Origin of the sequence: Streptomyces uncialis, from assembly GCF_001905345.1 — a bacterium.
Lineage (GTDB): Bacteria > Actinomycetota > Actinomycetes > Streptomycetales > Streptomycetaceae > Streptomyces > Streptomyces uncialis.
This window is the reverse complement of the sequence record NZ_LFBV01000008.1, coordinates 76,654-97,685: the sequence shown is the minus strand read 5'-3', so window position 1 is coordinate 97,685 and position 21,032 is coordinate 76,654. Positions and strand designations below refer to the sequence as shown.

General features: G+C 73.7%; 13 protein-coding genes. 8 read left to right on the top strand and 5 right to left on the bottom strand.

The features are described 5' to 3' along the window. Nucleotides 1-43 precede the first annotated feature (43 nt). Complete coding sequence (locus tag AB852_RS26890) at nt 44-1,345, top strand: ATP-binding protein (protein ID WP_073792811.1); 1,302 nt, start codon at nt 44-46, stop codon at nt 1,343-1,345. Continuing rightward, nucleotides 1,342-2,073 carry a LuxR C-terminal-related transcriptional regulator gene (locus tag AB852_RS26885; protein WP_073792810.1) on the top strand — a complete coding sequence of 244 codons (732 nt, stop codon included), beginning with the start codon at nt 1,342-1,344 and terminating at the stop codon, nt 2,071-2,073. The genes AB852_RS26890 and AB852_RS26885 overlap by 4 nt, the downstream gene beginning before the upstream one ends. A 21-nt stretch (nt 2,074-2,094) precedes the next feature. On the opposite strand, the gene AB852_RS26880 is transcribed toward AB852_RS26885, so the two are convergent. Then, the gene (locus tag AB852_RS26880) at nt 2,095-3,153 is read right to left on the bottom strand and encodes a C40 family peptidase (protein ID WP_073792809.1); all 1,059 of its coding nucleotides are present in this window, start codon (nt 3,151-3,153) and stop codon (nt 2,095-2,097) included. Between the two features lie 293 nt (nt 3,154-3,446). Here AB852_RS26880 and AB852_RS26875 point away from each other — a divergent pair, with 293 nt between their 5' ends. Continuing rightward, complete coding sequence (locus AB852_RS26875) at nt 3,447-3,800, top strand: hypothetical protein (RefSeq protein WP_073792808.1); 354 nt, start codon at nt 3,447-3,449, stop codon at nt 3,798-3,800. A gap of 630 nt (nt 3,801-4,430) precedes the next feature. Then, the gene (locus tag AB852_RS26870; RefSeq protein ID WP_073792807.1) at nt 4,431-7,055 is read left to right on the top strand and encodes an ATP-dependent DNA helicase; all 2,625 of its coding nucleotides are present in this window, start codon (nt 4,431-4,433) and stop codon (nt 7,053-7,055) included. Nucleotides 7,056-7,194: 139 nt separating this feature from the next. On the opposite strand, the gene AB852_RS26865 is transcribed toward AB852_RS26870, so the two are convergent. Then, on the bottom strand, nt 7,195-8,880 hold the full coding sequence (locus AB852_RS26865) for a M23 family metallopeptidase (RefSeq protein WP_425444190.1): 1,686 nt from the start codon (nt 8,878-8,880) through the stop codon (nt 7,195-7,197). Between the two features lie 431 nt (nt 8,881-9,311). After that, on the bottom strand, nt 9,312-10,388 hold the full coding sequence (locus tag AB852_RS26860; RefSeq protein WP_245876956.1) for an esterase/lipase family protein: 1,077 nt from the start codon (nt 10,386-10,388) through the stop codon (nt 9,312-9,314). A gap of 473 nt (nt 10,389-10,861) precedes the next feature. Here AB852_RS26860 and icmB point away from each other — a divergent pair, with 473 nt between their 5' ends. Next, on the top strand, nt 10,862-11,296 hold the full coding sequence (gene icmB, locus AB852_RS26855) for a coenzyme B12-dependent isobutyryl CoA mutase small subunit (protein ID WP_073792804.1): 435 nt from the start codon (nt 10,862-10,864) through the stop codon (nt 11,294-11,296). Nucleotides 11,297-11,872: 576 nt separating this feature from the next. Here the strand turns inward: icmB and AB852_RS26850 are convergent. Further along, on the bottom strand, nt 11,873-13,453 hold the full coding sequence (locus AB852_RS26850) for a DUF5691 domain-containing protein (protein WP_073792803.1): 1,581 nt from the start codon (nt 13,451-13,453) through the stop codon (nt 11,873-11,875). Between the two features lie 531 nt (nt 13,454-13,984). Then, on the bottom strand, nt 13,985-15,343 hold the full coding sequence (locus tag AB852_RS26845) for a hypothetical protein (RefSeq protein ID WP_073792802.1): 1,359 nt from the start codon (nt 15,341-15,343) through the stop codon (nt 13,985-13,987). Nucleotides 15,344-15,488: 145 nt separating this feature from the next. On the opposite strand from AB852_RS26845, the gene AB852_RS26840 reads away from it, so the two are divergent. From AB852_RS26840 to AB852_RS26830, 3 genes are read left to right on the top strand one after another with little or no spacing between them, the layout of a single operon-like run. Then, nucleotides 15,489-16,625, top strand: coding sequence for an ATP-binding protein (locus AB852_RS26840; protein WP_073793069.1), 1,137 nt, complete (start codon nt 15,489-15,491; stop codon nt 16,623-16,625). Then, nucleotides 16,622-19,006, top strand: coding sequence for a DUF5682 family protein (locus AB852_RS26835; protein ID WP_073792801.1), 2,385 nt, complete (start codon nt 16,622-16,624; stop codon nt 19,004-19,006). The genes AB852_RS26840 and AB852_RS26835 overlap by 4 nt, the downstream gene beginning before the upstream one ends. Then, nucleotides 19,003-20,172 (top strand): VWA domain-containing protein, encoded by a 1,170-nt coding sequence (locus AB852_RS26830; RefSeq protein ID WP_073792800.1) that lies wholly within the window; start codon nt 19,003-19,005, stop codon nt 20,170-20,172. Before AB852_RS26835 ends, AB852_RS26830 begins: the two co-directional genes overlap by 4 nt. The last annotated feature ends 860 nt before the right edge of the window (nt 20,173-21,032 follow it).

Below are 21,032 nucleotides of genomic sequence, written 5' to 3'. Positions count from 1 at the left end.
GACCCTGATGACCGTACGGCACGGGCCGTGTGACGATCGGTGCATGCCCGAAGCCATGACCGTGAACGCCGACGAGCCGCGCCTGGTGCGCAAGCTGTACCGCAGCAGCGACGGCCGCTGGCTGGGCGGGGTCGCGCGCGGGCTCGCCGGGCATCTGGGGCTCCCGGTGGTGTGGGTGCGGCTGATCTTCGTGGGGCTGCTGTCCGCCGAGGGGCTCGGCGCGCTGCTGTACGCCGCGTTCTGGTTCTTCGTCCCGCTCGGGGTCGGCGGCCTCGGCGCCGAACGGCGCTCGCCGCTGGTCACCGAGGTGGCGCAGGACGGGAAACGGCGCCTGGTGGCCCGCAAGCCCGACAAGGGTGAGATCGTCGCGCTGATCGCGATGGTCGCCGTCGCGATGGCGTTCCTCGGCAGCGTCAAGCTCGACATCACCGCCAAGGCGTATCTGTGGCCCACCCTGCTCGTCGGCGCGGGGGTCGCCCTGGTGTGGCGGCAGGCGGACAACGCCCGGCGCGCCCGCTGGGTCGAGGCGAGCCGCCGCAGACGCAATCTGACCCTCGCGCGGTCCGCCGCCGGGGTCCTCCTCGTCGGTACCGGGGTCACCGGCATCTTCGTCCTCCAGGGTTCCGCCGAGGACCTCGGCGCCATCCTTCAGGCGTCCCTCGCGGTCCTCGTCGGGATCGCGCTGCTCGCCGGTCCCTATCTCGTCCGGATGACCCAGGACCTGTCCGAGGAGCGCACCATGCGCATCCGCGCCCAGGAACGCGCCGAGGTCGCCGCCCATGTCCACGATTCCGTGCTGCACACCCTGACCCTGATCCAGCGCAACGCGGAGAACGCGGGCGAGGTCCGCCGGCTCGCCCGCGCCCAGGAACGCGATCTGCGGGCCTGGCTCTACAAGCCCGACGGCAACGGCAACGGCAAGGACGAGGAGGGCGAGGACGGCCCCGCGAACGTCGCCGACGCGGTCCGCCGCCACGCCGCCGAGGTCGAGGACAAGCACGGGGTGCCCATCGAGGTCGTCGTCGTCGGCGACTGCCCGCTGGACGACCGGCTCACGGCGCAGATGCAGGCCGCGAGGGAGGCGATGGTCAACGCGGCCAAGTACGGTGGCGAGGGCGGCGCGGTGCAGGTCTACGCCGAGGTGGAGGGGCCGACGGTGTTCGTGTCGGTACGGGACCGAGGTCCCGGCTTCGACCTCGACGCGGTACCGGCCGACCGGATGGGGGTACGGGAGTCCATCATCGGCCGGATGCAGCGCAACGGCGGCACGGCACGACTGCGCGCCGTCCCGGACGGCGGGACCGAGGTCGAGCTGACCATGGAGAGGGCGGAGAGGACGTCATGAGCGACGTGACCGGAACGAGCGGGACGACGGGGGCCCCTCGCACGGACCCCGGCACCAGCGGGGACGGACGGCGGGTACGGGTCGTGCTCGTGGACGACCACCGGATGTTCCGCACCGGGGTCCAGGCCGAGATCGGACGCACGGAGACCACCGGTGTCGAGGTCGTCGGGGAGGCCGCCGACGTGGACCAGGCGGTCACCGTCATCACCGCGACCCGGCCGGAGGTCGTGCTCCTCGACGTCCATCTGCCGGGCGGCGGCGGTGTCGAGGTGCTGCGCAGGTGCGCCCCGCTGATGTCCGACGCGACGGCGCCGGTGCGGTTCCTCGCGCTGTCCGTGTCGGACGCCGCGGAGGACGTCATCGGCGTGATCCGCGGCGGTGCGCGCGGCTACGTCACCAAGACGATCACCGGTGACGACCTGATCAACTCCGTGTTCCGGGTCCAGGAGGGCGACGCGGTGTTCTCCCCGCGGCTCGCCGGGTTCGTCCTCGACGCGTTCGCGTCGACCGACGCGCCGCCCGTGGACGAGGACATGGACCGGCTGACCCAGCGCGAACGCGAGGTGCTGCGGCTGATCGCGCGGGGGTACGCGTACAAGGAGATCGCGAAGCAGCTGTTCATCTCCGTCAAGACGGTCGAGTCGCATGTGTCGGCGGTGCTGCGCAAGCTCCAGCTGTCGAACCGGCACGAGCTGACCCGCTGGGCCACCGCACGACGCCTCGTCTGACCGCTCGCGGCCCGACCGGGGTCAGATGACGCGGGTGGCGCCCGCGAAGGGCATCTGGTCGACGGGGTCGAGCCGGACCGTGGAGCTGGGGTTGGGGGCGTGGATCATCTTGCCGTCCCCGACGTACAGCCCCACATGGCTGATGCCCGAGTAGAAGAACACCAGGTCCCCGGGGCGCAGTTCGTCCCGGCCCACCCGCCGCCCCGCGTCGATCTGCCCGTACGTGGTGCGCGGCAGCGACACCCCGGCCGCCCGGTACGCGGCCTGGGTGAGCCCCGAGCAGTCGAAGGCGTTCGGCCCGGTGGCCCCCCAGACGTACGGGCTCCCGACGGCCCGCCGGGCGAACGCGAGGACCGCCCCGGTCCGGGTGCCGGTCGCCTCGGTCCCTCCGGCGGGCGGCTCCGGAGCGGGGGCGGGCGCCGCCGCCGGGGCCATGATCCGCGCGCGCTCCTCGGCCGTGACCCTGGCCAGCAGCCGCCGGGCCTCCTCCAGCTTCCCGGTCACCGTCCGCTTGTGGCGCCGGAGTTCGTCCTGACGGGCCACGAGCCCGGCCCGCTGATCCGCCGCCCGGCCCCGGAGCCTGCCCAGTTCGGCGGCGTCCCGGCGCACCTCCTCGACGGCCTGCGCCTGCCGGTCGCCGACCCGTTCGGCGAGGGCGGTGTCCGCCAGGTACTCGTCCGGCTCGGCCGACAGCGCGAGCCGCACCGCCGGGTCCAGCCCGCCCTCGCGGTACTCGGCCGTCGCGTACGACCCGAGGGCCCGGCGCGCGTCGTTCAGCTTCCCGGTACGGCGGGCGGCCTCGTCCTGGAGCCGCTCGTACGCCTCACCCGCCGCCTTCGTCTTCTCCTTGACCCCGTTGAACCGCTCGGTCGCGACCTCGGCCTCCTGGTACAGCCGGTCGACCTGGTCCCTGACCTGCTCGGGGCTCACCTTGGGCGAGGCCTGGGCGGTGCTGTCCAGCGCCCCGGTGGTGGCCGCGGTGGTCGCGGTGGCGGCCCCGGCGAGCGCGAGCGTCAGGGCCCTGCGCAGGGCCGTGCCCCGCTGGGGTCGCTGTCGCGGTTTCTTGCGGTGCGCTGCCACGGCTCGGCGGGCCCTTCCCTCGGGTGCCCCGGCCGGAGGTCCGCCGGGTACTGGGGATGCACGCTAGAGCGTGGAGTGACGGGTCCGTCACCGATTGTACGGAGGTGTTCGTTCGGTACGGCTCCGCCGACCGGATACGACCGTCCGTACGGGGTTCCCGGACGCTTTCCGGTACGGGTGTGACCGATGTGACGTCAGGGGACGACGGCCGCCGTCCGAGGTGCTAAGGGGCCCCGAAAGTTAGGGTCACCTTCCCGGAATCCGCCCGGAAGGCCACGCATAGAGTCCGCCGTATGGGCGTACTCATTCATGTCTTCGTCGGCCTCCACATCATCGGTATCGCCTCGCTGCTGGGGGGTTTCCTCACCCAGATGAAGGCGATGAGCGCGGGCACGGCCCGGTTCAACCCCGCGATGCTCCACGGCGCGCTGACCATGCTGGTCACCGGCGCGGTCCTGGTCGGCCTCAACCAGGCCGACGGCAACACCGTCGATCACCTCAAGATCGGGGTGAAGATGGCCCTCCTCGTCGTGATCCTCGGGCTCGTCTACGTCAAGCGGGACGAGGAGAAGGCGGAGAAGGGCCCCTTCGCCCTGGTCGGCGCCCTCACCACGGCCAACATCTTCATAGCGGTCCTCTGGACCTGAGCCCCCCGTCCGCGCACGCTTACGAGGTTCCCTGTGCCTGGCGTACTTGTCCCGGTGGGGGTCGCTCGTGGGTGCGCAGTTCCCCGCGCCCCTGGGGTTCCACACCTGGTCCTACCTGTTCCTGTGCGGGTCGGACGGGGGTGCGCAGTTCCCCGCGCCCCTTTGGGGGCGCCCACCTGGGGCTGTTCTCAGTCTGCGGGTGGGATCGGACAGCGGGCCGGCATCAGCCCGGCCGGGGTTCAACCACCCTCCTCGCGGAGTCGCGCTGCTGCGGGAGGGGGTGGGCGGGAATCTCTGCTCGCAGACTCCGATGCTCTTCAGTCGGACCACGGAACGTCTTACCGAGCGTGTCGGATCGAGGACGGAGAATCCCGACCGGCACCGACCCGAAGAACAAACAGAAGGCGCCCCAAAGGGGCGCGGGGAACTGCGCGAAACCACCGAGCGACGGCACAGGAAACAAGCGCGCCCAGCCGGACAGACCCAGAAGCGCAAGCGAAGGCGACCCGCGGGGAACCGCAAAAACGACGAGCGACGGCACAGCAACGGAGCACGTCCAGCCGGACAAGACCTGGGAAGCGCAAGCGAAGGCGCCCCGCTGTCAGTGCCGCGTCATAGACTCGGTAAGCGATGAGCAGCCTTTTCGACGAAAGCTACCTCGCGGGACTCCAGCCCCCGCACCCCGCAGGGGACGAGCACCCCCCGCCCCCCGAGGAGCACACCCCGGAGGAGATCCCCGCCGACCTGTTCGGCGGGAGATTCGACGCGCCCCCGCCCAGGGACGCGTACTACCGCGACGGCGCCCCGCGCCCCGTCGTGGACCCCGCGGCCCTCCTGGAGGGGCTGAACGACCAGCAGAGCGCGGCGGTCGTGCACGCCGGCTCCCCGCTGCTCATCGTCGCGGGCGCGGGCTCCGGCAAGACCCGCGTCCTCACGCACCGCATCGCCTACCTCCTGGCCGAGCGCGGCGCCCACCCCGGCCAGATCCTCGCGATCACCTTCACGAACAAGGCCGCGGGCGAGATGAAGGAGCGCGTCGAGCACCTCGTGGGCCCCCGCGCTCACGCGATGTGGGTCATGACCTTCCACAGCGCGTGCGTCCGCATCCTGCGCCGCGAGTCGAAGAAGCTCGGGTTCACCTCGTCGTTCTCGATCTACGACGCCGCCGACTCCAAGCGGCTGATGGCCCTGGTCTGCCGTGATCTGGACCTCGACCCCAAGCGGTTCCCGCCCAAGTCGTTCAGCGCGAAGGTCTCCAACCTGAAGAACGAGCTGATAGACGAGGAGGACTTCGCCGCCCAGGCGACGGAGGGCTTCGAGCGCACCCTGGCTCAGGCGTACGCGATGTACCAGTCGCGGCTGCGCGAGGCGAACGCCCTGGACTTCGACGACCTGATCATGACGACGGTCCATCTGCTGCGCGCCTTCCCGGACGTGGCCCAGCACTACCGCCGCCGCTTCCGGCACGTCCTGGTCGACGAGTACCAGGACACCAACCACGCCCAGTACGCCCTCGTCCGCGAGCTGGTCGGCTCCGCCGACGCCGGGCGCGCCGAGGACGAGCCGCCCGCCGAGCACGAGCTGCCCCCCGCGGAGCTCTGCGTCGTCGGTGACGCGGACCAGTCGATCTACGCCTTCCGCGGCGCGACCATCCGCAACATCCTCCAGTTCGAGGAGGACTACCCGGACGCGAAGACGATCCTGCTGGAGCAGAACTACCGCTCCACGCAGACCATCCTCAGCGCCGCGAACGCCGTCATCGAGCGCAACGCGAGCCGCCGCCCCAAGAACCTGTGGACGAACGCGGGCGCGGGCGCCACGATCACCGGCTACGTCGCCGACACCGAGCACGACGAGGCGCAGTTCGTCGCCGACGAGATCGACCGGCTCACCGACGCGGGCGACGCCAGGGCGGGCGACGTCGCCGTCTTCTACCGGACCAACGCCCAGTCCCGGGTCTTCGAAGAGATCTTCATCCGGGTCGGTCTGCCGTACAAGGTCGTCGGCGGGGTCCGCTTCTACGAGCGCAAGGAGGTCCGGGACGTCCTCGCGTATCTGCGGGTCCTCGCGAACCCGGAGGACTCCGTACCGCTGCGCCGCATCCTGAACGTCCCCAAGCGGGGCATCGGGGACCGTTCCGAGGCGATGATCGACGCCCTCGCGCAGCGCGAGAAGATCAGCTTCCCGCAGGCCCTGCGCCGGGTGGACGAGGCGTACGGCATGGCGGCGCGGTCCGTCAACGCCGTCAAGCGCTTCAACACCCTGATGGAGGAGCTGCACACCGTCGCCGAGTCCGGTGCCGGACCGGCCACGGTCCTGGAAGCCATACTGGAACGCACCGGTTATCTCGCCGAGTTGCAGTCCTCGACGGACCCGCAGGACGAGACCCGTATCGAGAACCTCCAGGAACTCGCCTCGGTCGCCCTGGAGTTCGAGCAGGAGCGCGCCGCCGCACCGGGCCCGGACGAGACCCCTGACGCGGCGGGGACGAAGGACACCCCTGGCACCCCGGGTACGCCGGGCGCGACCCAGGCCGCGGGCACCCCCGGCGACGCCCTGGAGGACGACACCGAGGACGCGCCGCCGGCCACCGCGCCGGGCGGCACCCTCGCCGAGTTCCTGGAGAAGGTCGCCCTCGTCGCGGACTCCGACCAGATCCCCGACGAGGACGACGGTTCCGGCGTCATCACCCTGATGACCCTGCACACCGCGAAGGGCCTGGAGTTCCCGGTGGTGTTCCTCAGCGGTATGGAGGACGGCGTCTTCCCCCATATGCGGGCCCTCGGGCAGACCAAGGAGCTGGAGGAGGAGCGGCGCCTTGCGTACGTGGGCATCACCCGCGCGCGGGAGCGGCTGTACCTGACCCGTTCCACGCTGCGCAGCGCCTGGGGCCAGCCCTCGTACAACCCGCCGTCACGGTTCCTCGAGGAGATCCCGGAGACCCATCTGCGCTGGAAGCGCAAGGGCGGCGCGGCACCGGCCGTCTCGGGTCCCGCCGCGGGGATCGCGGGTTCGCTGTCGTCGTCGCGCTCCCGGACGTCCGCGTCCGGCGCGTCCGGCTTCGCGACCCGCCGCGCGGGCGAGAAGCCCGTGGTGGCGCTGGCCATCGGTGACCGCGTGACGCACGACCAGTTCGGGCTGGGCACGGTCGTCGGGGTGACGGGCACGGGCCCGAAGGCCGAGGCGACCATCGACTTCGGTGACACCAAGCCGAAGCGGCTGCTGCTGCGCTACGCGCCGGTCGAGAAGCTGTAGCCCCGGCCCCGGTCAGGGCCAGGGTGGGGCCCCCGTCCAGGACAAAGGCGGGGCCCCTGCCCGGATGAGGACCAGGGGCCCGGACGGGACGGGGCCGGAGCAGGACGGGGTACGGACGGGACCGGGACCGGGGGTCCGGTCAGGTCGGTTCGAGGCCGTGGCTGCGGAGCCAGGCGAGCGGGTCGATCGCGGAGCCGCCGCCGGGGCGCACCTCGAAGTGCAGATGCGCGCCCGTGGAGTTGCCGGAGTCACCGGCGTAGGCGATCACGTCGCCCGCCTTCACGGGTCCGTTGAGGATCGAGTACCGCGACAGATGGCAGTACCAGGTCTCCGTGCCGTCCTTGGCCGTCACGATGGCCATGTTCCCGTACGCGGGGTTGATCTGGGTCCGCACGGTGCCGTCGGTCGCGGCCATCACGGGCGCGCCGTACGCGACGGGGAAGTCGATGCCGGTGTGCGAGGACATCCAGTTGATGCCCGCCTGGCCGTAGTAGGCGCTGAGCCCCCGCTGATGCACCGGCAGCGCGAACTTCGGCCGCAACCGCTCCTTGCGGGCGGCCTCCTCGACGGCCTTCTTGCGGTCGACCTCCTGCTGCGCCTTGAGGTCGATGCGTTCCTGCGTCCGGCTGGCGCGGTCCGCGAAGTCACCGGCGTCGGCGGAGAGCCCGGCGATCTGGGTGTCCAGCTTGCTGTTCGCGACGGACGGCTTCACGGGCGTCACCTCGGGGGCGGCCGTGGCGGTGTCCTGGGTGTCGGAGTCACCGGTCATGCCCACGGACGCGGCGGCGATCCCGGCGACGCCCATCACACACGCGGACGGCACCGCGACGGTCAGCAGCGCGGACCGCTTGGCGGGGCGGCGGCGGGACCGGGAGCGCGGGGCGGGCGCGGCGGCGCGGCGGGAGAGGACGACATGCTCGTCGTCGGGGAGGGCGTCGTCGCCCAAGTCGGTGTCCGGTAGCGGGAGTTCAAGGTCCAGCGCGGGGAGTTCACCGGTGTCGTCGGTGACGGTGATCTCGGGGAGGACGCCGGTCGTCCCGGTGCCGGACTCCTCGTACGCGGTTTGGCCGGGGTACTCGGGGTACTCGGTGTGCGACCGCTGTCCGGCGTAGGTGTCGTGCTGGGGGTACTCGGCGGAGTACGGGTCCTGCTCGGCGTAGGGCGTCCGTTCAGGTTCGGCGTACGACTCCTGCTCCGGGTAGCCCGGGGTGTGGTGCGCGGACTCGTCGCCGTCGGTGTTCCACGCGGTGGCGTCGTACGCGCCGGAGTCGAACCGCTGGGCCCCGGTGTCCACGGCGGCGAACCCGCCGGTGTCGTACGCGCCGGTCCCGAACCCGTTCGTCCCGCGGGAGTCGACGGAGAAGCCGTTGGTGTCGAAGCCGTTGGTGTCGAAGGCGCCGGTCCGGAAGCTGCCGGTGTCGAAGCCGCCCGTGTCCAGGTTCTGGGCCTCGAACGACCGGGTGTCGTACGTCGTACCGGTGAACTGCTGGGTCTCCCACTGACCGGTGCCCGTGTCCCCGGCGGGCGGTGACTGCTCCGCGATGCCGCCGGGCTGCTGGTGACCGGAGGTGTCCCAGCCGTCGGTGGTGGCGTAGGCGCCGGTGTCGTACCCGTTGTCCTGCTGGGCGTACGGGTCGGGGGTCAGCGTCCCGTGGGTGCCGGTCGCCCCGGCCACCGCCCACTGCCCGGAGTCGTATCCGCCGCTCGACATGTCCCCGAAGAGCGGGTCCGTCTCGAAGCTGCCGGTGGACGTCGTGGCGAACGAGCCGGTGGAGTAGCCGTCGTATCCCGTGTAACCGCTGTGCGTGCCCTGGTCGTACGACACGAAAGGTACTGAAGCCCCGTCCGGGGACGGTGCGGGAGGAGACGCGGTCCCCGCCGGGTGACGGTCGTTCACCAAGCTTCTCTTTCGCCTCGGAAGCAGGAGCTGGGTCTGGGACCTGACGGCGACGCCGCTGAAGGAGCGGGCCCAGTGGGGGGGCGGAGCAAGTGCGGCGACTGTACCCGGCGGTATGCGGGCGGGACAATCTTCGGCAGGTTCCCTGTGCGCGGGAAAAGGGCATTCGGCCGTCTTTCGGCGGAGGCTCGACGGAGCTTTGGCCCTGTGTTCGAGTGGCGTTCGAACGGGGTTCGCGGCGGCGGCGCGGGACTTCGTACGGGTCGCCCCGGGGGCGCGTGGGAGCAGAACCGGTGCTGGAGGGGTGCGCGGGGGGCGCTCGCGGGTTGCCCGGGGCGGGCGTACGGCCTGCGCGCGGGTCACGCCACGGTCAGCCCACCGTCACGGTTGCCGGAAGCGGGTGTGATCTCGGTTACATCGGCGCCGGGTGTGCTGCCGGGGGAGTCGGCCGCGCCGGAGGCCGCCGTACGGTCCGCTTCCTCATGTTCCTCCCGCTGTCCCGTGCGTCCCTCCTGGCCGTCACCGTCCAGCGCGGCGCGGATACCGGCCGTGACCGCCGGGTGCACGGGCAGGGCGAGATGGCCGATACCGGTGACCGCGATGTTCCGGGCGCGCAGGTCCGGGTGGTCCAGGCAGGCCGTCTCCAGCGGGGCCATCACCTGGTCCAGATCGCTCCAGAAGCTCACGAAGCGGGTCCGGCAGCCGGGCGCGGGAAGCGCCAGCTCCGCGATCACGTCGGACTCGGGCCGCATCTGCCGTACGACCGGATGGACGTCCATCAGGGGCACCGCCCGCGTCCCCGAGTGCGGTGTGCCGAGCGTGACGAGCGTCCGTATCCGGGCGTCACCGCCGAGACGCTGTACGTAGTACCGGCCGATGAGCCCGCCGAGACTGTGCCCGACGAGGTCCACCCGTGGCTGCCCCGAGCGCTCGCACAACTCCTCGACGTACCGGCCCAGCACCTCGGCCGCCGTCCGGATGTCGCAGGTCAGCGGGGAGTGGTTGAGCGCCTCGACCCGTCTCCCGTGCCGCCCGAGCACCCGGCGCAGCAGCACGAACACGGAACGGTTGTCGACGAAGCCGTGCAGGAGCACCACCGGGGGAGCGGTGTCCGGCCGGGACGGCTTCGGCTGGGGGTCGTCGTCGTACGACTGCGGGGGCGCGGGGATCGCCGTGGCCGTGGGCGGGTTCGGGGGCGGGTCCGCGGTCGGGGTGGCCGCCGTACCGGCCGCGACGGCCCGGAGGGTGTGCCGCTCCTGGGTGATGCCCGAGGGGTAGAGCAGCAGATGCCCGGCGAGCACCGCGGCCTCCAGCGCGGTCGCCTTGAGCAGCGCGGTCGACGCCCCGGCGATCCGCCTCGGGGCCAGGCCGTCACGGAGGGTGGTCAGTGGCTCGGGCAGCGGCAGCCGCAGCAACGACAGCGGCAGCAGGGACAGCGGCAGGGAACGGCTCAGCGGCAAGGACCGCGCCACGGACAGCGGGAGCGGCAGCGCCGGCAGCGCCGTCAGGAACGACGGCGGCCAGGGCGGTGACAACGGCAGTGACAGACGCACGGGCAGGGTCAGGGGTCCTACCTTGGTCACCTTCATCGGCCGACCTCCCGTCGGCACACCGGGACCACGTCGTCCTCGGGGCGCCCTAGGGCCTCACGCCCGCTCCTCGGCGGGCCCCTGGCGGGGTCGCCCCGGCGCGGGACGCGGTGAACTGTCCCACGATGTGATTTCCCCCTCGGTCGGCTCCGCGAAACTGCCGGGCCGCGGACGCCCGGGATAACGTTCGTTCACTCACCGGGCCGTCGGGCCGGGACACCTGCCCCGATCGGGCACGGGCTCACCGGCGGCCGTGCGGCGGGTCACCGTGGGTACATGCCCCTCGGGCGGGTTCGTCTTGTGCGTACTTGGAGGCAGTGATGGGTGTGGCAGCCGGGCCGATCCGTGTGGTGGTCGCCAAGCCGGGGCTCGACGGTCATGACCGCGGGGCGAAGGTGATCGCGCGGGCCCTGCGGGACGCCGGTATGGAGGTCATCTACACCGGGCTGCACCAGACCCCGGAACAGGTCGTCGCCACGGCGATCCAGGAGGACGCCGACGCGATCGGGATGTCCATCCTCTCGGGCGCCCACAACACGCTGTTCGCGCGCGTCATCGAGCTGCTCAAGGAACGCGACGCGGAGGACATCAAGGTGTTCGGGGGCGGGATCATCCCCGAGGCGGACATCGCGCCGCTGAAGGAGTTGGGGGTGGCCGAGATCTTCACGCCCGGGGCGACGACCACGGCGATCGTGGACTGGGTCCGGGCGAACGTTCGCGGCCCGGTCGACCGGGCGGAGCCCTCCGGGGCGTGAGGTCCGCCTTTCGCTTGCGCGTTCTGGGTCCGTCCGGCCTGGCGCACTCCGTTGCTGTGCCGTCGCTCGTGGGGTGCGCAGTTCCTCGCGCCCCTGTGGTTTCTTGTGCTGGGCGTACTTCGTTGCTGTGCCGTCGTCCGTGGGTTTTGCGCAGTTCCCCGCGCCCCTTTGGGGCGCGTCCGGTCGGTTCTTCGGGTCGGTGCCGGTCGGGATTCTCCGTCCTCGATCCGACACGCTCGGTACGACGCCCCCTGACCCGACTGAAGAGCATCGGAGTCTGCGAGCAGAGATTCCCGCCCACCCCCTCCCGCAGCCCTGCGACTGCACGAGGAGGATGGCGAAAGGCAACAGCAAGGGGCTGAGGCGCCCCCAAAGGGGCGCGGGGAACTGCGCAAAAACGAGGGCAGACCCGCACCCGAAGAGCGACCGAAATTGGGCAGCATCCAGGGGCGCGGGGAACTGCGCACCCCACGAGCGACCTGTGCGGGAACAAGTGCGACCCGCACAGGGAACCCGGGGGCGCGAGCGAAGGCGACCCGCACAGGTAACCCGGAAGCGCGAGCGAAGGCGACCCGCTCAGGGAGTGAGTTCCTGGAGCATCGCGGCGCGCAGCCGCAACGTACCCAGCAACCGCTGGAACGACTCCGCCCAGTACCCCCCGGCCCCGGGCGCCGCATGCTCGGACTCCACCGGCGTCGCCGTGAGCCCCTCCAGCCGCTCGCCCTCCGCAGGATCAAGGCACCGCTCGGCCAGCCCCATCACCCCGCTGAAGCTCCACGGATAACTCCCCGCGTCCCGCGCGATGTTCAGCGCGTCGACGACGGCCCGCCCCAGCCCCGCCGCCCACGGCACCCCGCACCCCCCGAGCAGCTGGAACGCCTCCGACAGCCCGTGCGCCGCGATGAACCCGGCGACCCAGTCGGCCCGTTCCGCAGGTGGCAGCGCGCCCAGCAGCTTCGCCCGTTCCGCCAGGGACACCGCCCCCGGCCCGCCCGCGTCCGGTGACGCGGGCGCCCCGAGCAGCGCCCGCGACCACTCCGCGTCCCGTTGCCGCACCGCCGCCCGGCACCACGCCGCGTGCAGTTCCCCGCGCCAGTCGTCCACGACCGCGAGCGCGACGGTCTCCCGCGCGTCCGCGACACCGAGGCGCCCCGGCCATACCCCCAGCGGCGCGGCCTCCACCAACTGGCCCAGCCACCAGGACCGTTCGCCCCGGCCCGGCGGAGGATTCGGCGTGACCCCGTCCCGTTCCATCGCCGGGTCGCACTCGTGCGGTGCCTCGACCACGACCGTCGGGACCGGCCGCATCCGGTCCAGCGCCACACAGGCCACCGCGCGGGCCGCCATCCGCCCGGCCAGCGCCGACGACGGCAGGGCCGAGAGGAGTTCGGCGGCGGTGGCCCGGACATTGCGGCTGCGGTCGGCCAGCGCGGCCTCCAGGAACTCCTCGTCGTCCGGCCCCAACCCCGTACGGAACGAGTCGAGGAACATCAGCCGGTCCTCCGCCCGCTCCGTCGGCCAGGTCGCCCCCAGCAGGGCCCGGCCGGCCGCCGGGTCATGGACGCGCACCGCGTCCAGCAACGCCGTCCGCTCCGCGAACAGACCCTCCTGCCAGAGCCGGGCCACCGCCCGCTGATCGTCGGGCGCGGGCAGCGCGCCCCCCGCGCCCGGACCCGCCCGCAGCGCGAACCGCCACTCCGGGTTGAGCCCCGCCAGCCAACGGGCACGGGGTCCCGCGTACACCAGGACGGCCGGACGCAGATCGCTGCGGCCACGGGCCGCGTCCAGCAGGGCGGGGAGTTGCTCCGGCGGCGCCGCGTACCCCCGGGAGTTGGCGGCGGCGAGCCACTGCGGAAGGAGTTCCCGCAGGTCGGGCGTGGTGGCCCGGCGGGATGTCCCGCCGGGTGCCCGTGGCTGCTCCCGGAGCAGCGAGGCCAGCCGGGCCGCCGCGGCGGCCGGGGTGGGGGGCCGGGGGTCCGGCGGCGCGGGCACCGGACGTTCCGGCTCCGGTCCGGGCGTCAGCCCCGCACGGCGCCGCACGGTGTGCCTCGCCGCCATGTCCAGCAGCTCCGACGGACCCTCCCCGCCGGACGGTACGGCCCGCCGCCCCGTACCGAGTAACGCGGCGACGACCAGCTCGTCCCACTCACCACTCATCCCGACCCCGCCTTCCCTTCCCGACCCACCGGACAAAAAACCTGAGCGGCCTCGTATCGCCGCATTCCGTCGGGCATGTGGGCGCACGGGGGTACGGAGACGTACCCGCACCAGAGACGCACCCGCGCCACGGACCGCACCCACGACCGCCCGGCCGTCACACTCACCCGGCCCCGGCCGCCCACGGCGAACCGCCCCGGACACCGAAGAGCCGTACCCGACGCCCCGTCACCGGGCAGGGGGAACCGCCCTCACGGCAACCGGGAACCGAGGCCCGGGACGGTGGCTACCGACGGTCGCTGCCGCTGCCGCTGCCGTCGTCGCGACCGCGCTCCGTACCCGTCCCCGCGTGCCCAGCGGCCGGACCCACCGGGCCTCGGACCAGCCCCGCCGGACCGAGCGCACCCACCAGCCGAACGGACTCACCGGACCCGGTGAACTCACCGGCCCACCAGGCCCACCGAACTCACCAGCCGAACGGAGACTCCCCGAACCCAACAGCTCCCCGGACCCACCCGCCCGCCGCCGCACTCATACGAGGGGGACGAGTCCTCCCTCCGGGGCCCAGACCGCCAGGGGGCGGAAGCCCTCGAAGCCCAGTTCCCCGAAGACCGTGACGTCCGCGCCGCCGGACACCGAGACCAGCCGCCACAGCCCGGGGGACCGCTGGAACGCCGAGGTCAGCGGCAGTGCGCCGCCCCCGGCCGGGCCGAGCAGCGACCAGCCGGCCCCGGAGCCCGCCGGTCTCACCCCCGAGACCGTCACGGGACAGCTCTCCAGCCAGGGATCGACCGCCACCGCGCCCCCGTACCCCGCGACCGCCTCCGCGACCCCGACCCCCGCCGGCCGGACCGGGCACGGCCCCGGGTCGAGGGCGGCGCCGGTCAGCTCCACCCGGGACTGCCCCGCCCCCGGGTACCACACCGCCTCCGCGTCCACCGTGGAGCCGACGGGGAACGACACCTCCGGGGCGCGGCCCGCCGCCCCGTACGACAGCACCAGGCCCGTCCGCCCGGACTCCGTGCCGTGCACCCAGATACGGCGGGTCGTCAGACGGGCGTCCGGGGTGTCGTACGACGCGAGCACCAGCCAGCGGTCCCGCGAGGGCGGGCCCACGGGTGGTGACGGCAGCCCGACCCGGGTGCGTACCGTCGCGGCGAGGGGTGCCGGGAGGGTGTCCCGGTGGAGCCAGCCCCGCGCCAGCAGATGCAGCAGCGCGCACTCCTCCAGCACCCGTACCGGCCACCCCGGACCCGACCCGGTGAGCGCCCCCAGCTCCCGGGCCCGCGCGGCCAGCCCCGGCGCCTGCGCGTCGACCATCCGCGCCGCCGTCTCCTCCCACACCGCCCGCCCCTCCCGTTCCACCGCGGCGAGACCGCCGCGCATCAGATCCGCGAGCCGCCGCTCCAGCTCCAGCGCCCCCGCCGTCACCCGCTCGGCGCGCCGCTCCGCCCGCCGCCGCGCCGCCTCCGGATCGGCGGGCGCACCGGCCGGTGCCAAGGCGGCGCCCGCGGGCCGCCCGGCCCGGCCGCCCAGCCACCGCCCCGCCCAGTCCGGCGGCGCCCCCGGCGCCACCGGGCCCTGGGGCAGCGACCACAGCGTGAGCAGGCCGAGCGCGTGCTTGCAGGGCACCTTGCGGCTCACACAGTCACAGCTGTACGCCGGGCCCGCCGGGTCCCGCAGATCCACCACCGTCCGGTACGGAGCGGCGCCGCCGCCCTTGCACAGCCCCCACAAGGCGGGACCGGCCGCGGCCGGTGCCCCGTCCGAACAGCCCGTGCCCGACCACGGCCCGGCCGTGCCGAGCTCGGCCGCCGCCTTGCGTGACGCCGCGTCAGGCGCCATTGCCAGCACCCGCTCCGACGTCCAGCGCACCCCCTGCTGAGTCATGCCCCGAAGGTAGGCCCTGCCACTGACAACGCGGTCCGACCTGCGCGAACTCCCGCGCCAGGGCCGATTGTCAGTGGTGTGGTGCACCGTGGACACCGGATCAGAACCGGCCCAGCTGGAGGGGGATCGCTCCATGTCCGCGCCCATCACGCCACTCGTCGAACCCGTCGTTCCCGTCCCGTCCACCGCGCCCGCGGCGTCCGCCGAGGTGCTGCGTCCGCACGCGGAGGAGGCCTTCGCCGGGGAACTCGCCGCGCTGGCCGCGCAGGACGACCGCCCGCGTCCCGAGCGCTGGAGGATGTCGCCGTGGGCCGTGGCGACGTACCTGCTCGGCGGCACCCTCCCCGACGGCACCGTCATCACCCCCAAGTACGTGGGCCCGCGCCGGATCGTCGAGGTCGCCGTCACCACCCTCGCCACCGACCGGGCGCTGCTGCTCCTCGGGGTCCCCGGCACGGCGAAGACCTGGGTGTCCGAGCATCTGGCCGCGGCCGTCAGCGGGGACTCGACGCTGCTCGTGCAGGGCACCGCGGGCACCCCGGAGGAAGCCGTCCGCTACGGCTGGAACTACGCGCGGCTGCTCGCCCACGGCCCCAGCCGCGAGGCGCTCGTCCCCAGCCCCGTGATGCGCGCCATGGCCCAGGGCATGACGGCCCGGGTCGAGGAGCTGACGCGGATGCCGGCCGACGTCCAGGACTCCCTGATCACGATCCTCTCGGAGAAGACACTCCCCGTCCCCGAGCTGGGCGAGGAGACCCAGGCCGTCCGGGGGTTCAACCTCATCGCCACGGCCAACGACCGCGACCGCGGGGTGAACGACCTCTCCAGCGCCCTGCGCCGCCGCTTCAACACCGTCGTGCTGCCGCTGCCGGAGAGCGCCGACGCCGAGGTCGGGATCGTCGCGCGCCGGGTCGGCCAGCTCGGCCGCTCGCTCGACCTGCCCGCCGCGCCCGGCGGGATCGAGGAGATCCGCCGGGTCGTCACGGTCTTCCGGGAGCTGCGCGGCGGTGTCACCGCCGACGGCCGTACGAAGGTGAAGTCCCCGAGCGGCACGCTGTCGACCGCCGAGGCGATCTCCGTCGTCACCCAGGGCCTCGCCCTCGCCGCCCACTTCGGGGACGGGGTGCTGCGGCCCGCCGACATCGCCGCGGGCCTCCTCGGCGCCGTCGTCCGCGACCCGGCCGCCGACGGGGTCGTCTGGCAGGAGTACCTGGAGACCGTGGTCCGCGAGCGGGACGGCTGGCAGGACCTCTACCGCGCCTGCCGTGAGGTGGCCGCGTGACCCAGCGGCCCCCGGGACCCCCGGCGCCCGGCCCGGGGCCGCTGCTCCTGGGCGTCAGGCACCACGGGCCCGGTTCCGCCCGGGGAGTGGCGGCGGCGCTCGCGGCGGCCCGCCCGGCCGCCGTGCTCATCGAGGGCCCGCCCGAGGCCGACGCGCTGCTGGCGCTCGCCGCCGATCCGGCGATGCGCCCGCCGGTGGCGCTGCTGGCCCATGTGACGGACGAGCCGGGCCGCTCCGCGTTCTGGCCGCTCGCCGACTTCTCACCGGAGTGGGTCGCCCTGCGCTGGGCCCTGCGGCACGGCGTACCCGTGCGGTTCATCGACCTCCCGGCCGCCCACTCGCTGGCCCGGCCCGTCCCGGCGGAGCCCGAGCACCCGCGCGCGGACACCGCAGGGGACGTACCGGTGCGCACGGACCCGCTGGCGGTGCTCGCGCGGACCGCCGGGTACGACGACGCGGAACGCTGGTGGGAGGACGTCGTCGAGCACCGCCGCGCGGCGGACGCCGACCCGTACGCCCCGTTCGAGGCGCTGGCGGAGGCCATGACGGCCCTGCGGGAGACCGAGGACGAGGCCGCCAGCAGGGAAGGGGACGGGGAGGAGGAGCGGGACCTGACCCGTGAGGCGTACATGCGGCTGGCGGTCCGGGCCGCGCGGCGCGAGTTCGGGGACGGCGTGGCCGTGGTCTGCGGCGCCTGGCACGTACCCGCGTTGCGGCGGCGGGTCACGGTGGCCGCCGACCGTGCCCGGCTGAAGGGCCTGCCGAAGGCCAGGGTGGAGATCACCTGGGTGCCGTGGACGAACCGGCGGCTGGCCCGCGCGGGCGGCTACGGCGCGGGCATCGAGTCCCCCGGCTGGTACGGGCATCTGTTCCGGGCCGCCGACCGCCCCGTCGAGCGCTGGCTGACGAAGGTCGCCGGGCTGCTGCGCGAGGACGGCAGGCTCGTGTCGCCCGCGCATGTCATCGAGGCGGTCCGGCTCGCGGACACCCTCGCCGCGCTGCGCGGCCGTCCGCTGCCCGGCCTCACCGAGACGCAGGACGCGGTCCGCGCGGTGATGTGCGACGGCTCGGAGGTGCCGCTCGCCCTGATCCGGGACCGCCTCGTGGTCGGGGACGCGCTGGGCGAGGTACCGGACACGGCCCCCGCCGTGCCGTTGCAGCGGGACCTCACGCGGCTCCAGCGCGGACTGCGGCTCAAGCCGGAGGCGGCGGAGCGGGAGCGGGAGTTCGATCTGCGCAAGGACACCGACAGCGCGCGCAGCGGACTGCTGCACCGGCTGCGGCTGCTCGGCGTGGACTGGGGCGAGCCGTCGCCCGGCCGGATGGGCACGGGCACCTTCCGGGAGAAGTGGACCCTGCGATGGGACCCGGAGCTGTCGGTACGCGTCGCGGAGGCGGGCGTCTGGGGCACCACCGTGCTCGGCGCGGCCACGGCCAAGGCGTCGGCGGACGCCGTGTCGGCGCGGTCGCTCGCGGAGGTCACCGCGCTGGCCGAGCGGTGTCTGCTCGCCGGTCTCGCGGACGCGCTGCCGGTCGTGATGCGCGTCCTCGCGGACCGGGCCGCCCTCGGCACGGACGTCGGACAGCTCGCCCAGGCACTCCCCGCCCTGGTGCGCTCGGTGCGCTACGGCGACGTACGGGGCACGGACACCGCGGCTCTCACGGAGGTCGCGGCGGGTCTCGCGGCGCGGGTCTTCGTGGGTCTGCCGCCCGCGTGCGGCTCGCTGGACGACGAGGCGGCGGCCGTGATGCGCGGCCGTCTGGACGCGGTGCACGGCGCGGTGGGACTGCTCGCCGAGACCCTGGAGACCTCCGCCGAGGGGCGCGGGAAGGACCTGCGGGCCCGCTGGTACGGGGTCCTCGGCACCCTCGCCGCGCGGGACACCGTCCCCGGCGGCATCCGGGGGCGGGCCGCGCGGATCCTGCTGGACGACGGGGAGCTGCCCGAGGAGCGGGCCGCCCTGCTGATGGGCCTCGCGTTGTCGCCGGGCACCGGGCCCCGCGAGGCGGCGGCCTGGATCGACGGCTTCGTCGGCGGCGGCTCCGGCGGCGGGATGCTCCTCGTCCATGACGAGCGGCTGCTGGCCCTGGTCGACGGCTGGCTCCGGACGGTGCCGCCCGACGCGTTCACGGATGTGCTGCCGCTGCTGCGGCGGACGTTCTCGGTGTTCGACCCCGGGGTCCGGCGCACCCTCGGCGAACTCGTCGGCAGACCCGGTTCCCCGGGCTCCGCGCCCGGCAGGACCGGCGCCCCGCCGACCGGCTTCGGCCCCGGACCGGACCCGGTCCGCGCGGACGCCGCCCTCCCGGTCCTGGCCCTGCTGCTGGGCGCCCCGGCCCCCGCGACCGGCACCCCCCGACCCGAGGAGGCCCCCGTATGACCCCGCGAGCGACAACCCCGACCGCCCCGGCGGACGACGAGCGGCTGCGGCGCTGGCGGCTGGTCCTCGGCGGCGACGCGGCCGACGGCACGGGCCGGGCTCTGACCGGACGGGACGCCGCGATCGACGCGGCCCTCGGCGCGCTGTACGGGCGCCCCGACGGCGATGGACGCGACCGGTCCGGCGGGCTCGGGGCGTCCGCGCCGTCCGTGGCGCGCTGGCTCGGTGACATCCGGACGTACTTCCCGTCCTCGGTGGTCCAGGTGATGCAGCGGGACGCGATCGACCGGCTCGGGCTGTCCGCGCTGCTCCTCGAACCGGAGATGCTCCAGGCCGTCGAGGCGGACATCCATCTGGTGGGCACCCTGCTGTCGCTGAACGAGGCCATGCCCGAGGCCACCCGGGAGACGGCCCGCGCGGTGGTGCGCAAGGTCGTGGACGACCTGGAGCGGCGGCTCGCGTCCCGGACCCGGGCCGTGATCGGCGGCGCCCTGGACCGGAGCGCCCGGGTGCGGCGGCCCCGCCACCAGGACATCGACTGGAACCGCACCATCGCCGCGAACCTCAAGAACTATCTGCCCGAGCACCGCACCGTCGTGCCGGAGCGGCTCGTCGGGTACGGGCGGGGGGCCCGGGCCGCCGGGAAGGACGTGATCCTCTGCGTCGACCAGTCGGGGTCCATGGCGGCGTCCGTGGTGTACGCCTCGGTGTTCGGGGCGGTGCTGGCGTCGATGCGGGCGGTGTCCACCCGGCTCGTCGTCTTCGACACGGCCGTGGTCGACCTGACCGACGCGCTCGACGATCCGGTGGACGTGCTGTTCGGCACGAAGCTGGGCGGGGGGACGGACATCAACCGGGCCCTCGCGTACTGCCGGGGGCGGATCACCCGGCCGGCCGACACGGTCCTCGTACTGATCTCGGATCTGTACGAGGGGGGCATCCGGGACGGGATGCTGAAGCAGGTCGCGGCGATGCGGGGCGCCGGGGTGCAGGTCGTGGTGCTGCTGGCGCTGTCGGACGAGGGGACGCCCGCGTACGACCGTGAGCACGCGGCGGCATTGGCTGCGCTGGGCGTCCCCGCGTTCGCGTGCACCCCCGACCTCTTCCCCGAGGTCATGGCCGCAGCAATAGAACGCCGCCCCGTCCCCACCCCACCCCCCGCCTGACCGGCGCCCGGGGTTCCCTCGGGGTTCCCCACCTGGCCGTACTCGTCCCTGTACGGGTACGTCTGTGGGTGCGCAGTTCCCCGCAGGTCGCCTTCGCTCACGCCCCCGGGGTTCCCCACCTGGCCGTACTCGTCCCTGTACGGGTACGTCCGTGGGTGCGCAGTTCCCCGCGCCCCTGGATGTTGCCCCGTTGCGGTCGCTCTTCGGGTGGGGGCCGGCCCTCGTCTTCGCGCAGTTCCCCGCGCCCCTGAGGTCGCGCCCCTTCCGGCTCCTTTTCGGGTTCGGATGGTCCTTGGTTGCTCGCGCAGTTCCCCGCGCCCCTTTGGGGGCGCCTCTTGGGGCTGTCGGTCGGGTGGGGGGGCTTTGCTTGCGGAAGCCCCCTCCTCGCGCAGTCGCGCTGCTGCGGGAGGGGGTGGGCGGGAATCTCTGCTCGCAGACTCCGATGCTCTTCAGTCGGATCGCTGGACGTCGTACCGAGCGTGTCGGATCGAGGACGGAGAATCCCGACCGGCACCGACCCGAAGAACCGACCGGACGCGCCCCAAAGGGGCGCGGGGAACTGCGCAAAAGACGAGGGCGCACCCGCACTCGAAGAGCGACGGACAGGGGCAGCATCCAGGGGCGCGGGGAACTGCGCACCCACCGAGCGACGGCACAGGAACGGAGTACGTCCCGCCGGACAGACCTACGAAGCGCAAGCGAAGGCGACCCGTACCCACCGGGCCGACGGCACGGGACCAGGCCGGGACCAGGCCGGGAACAGGGCGGGACCAGGCCCGGAACCCCGTGGGCCCGACCGAGGCAGGACCGCCCACGGCCCCCGGGCCCGACGAGCTGTGAGAGTTATCACCGCCCCCACA